We start from the raw sequence: 510 nt of genomic DNA on the forward strand, positions 1-510 counted from the left end.
CCGTCGTTTGAACGAATGGTCGAAAATATCGGTATTGCTGGTCGGATACAGGCCATTGTCTTCTATATACATCGCAATAGTTTGGTTATTATAAGCCGCCGCTTCAATGCTGATAAAACGCTCTTCATCGGGGTGGGCGTGCTTGCCCATATAGTGCACCAGGCTAAAGAACATTCTAAAAAAGCTCATTTTATCTACCCTCACGTGCAAGTTTGCCACATAGCTCGAAAAACGAATGTCTTTGCGACTAAAGTAGAGATGGTACATTTGGTAAGCCATGTCAATGAGCGCCTTCAGGCTGCACTTCTCTATGTGAACAGCTTCGGTGGAGATGTTATTGACATCATCGATGCTGCGAAGGGTATCTTCGAGTTCGCTGATTCTTTTGAGCAAATCGGTATTTGCCAATTTGTAAGCTTTTTGCTTCATTGTCTGCACCAGTTGCCGAGCTTCCTGCAAGCCTTCTGATATTAATGATTGTTGGATTGTATCGATCATCATTTGATTGTT

General features: G+C 43.1%; 1 protein-coding gene. It reads right to left on the minus strand.

Annotation, left to right across the window (positions count from 1 at the left end; genetic code table 11):
* A partial coding sequence (locus tag Q0954_RS34390) for a sensor histidine kinase (RefSeq protein ID WP_299466729.1) occupies window positions 1-501 on the minus strand: 501 nt, incomplete at its 3' end.
* Window positions 502-510: the final 9 nt, after the last annotated feature.

The sequence above is a fragment of the uncultured Microscilla sp. genome, from assembly GCF_947493425.1.
GTDB lineage: Bacteria > Bacteroidota > Bacteroidia > Cytophagales > Microscillaceae > Microscilla.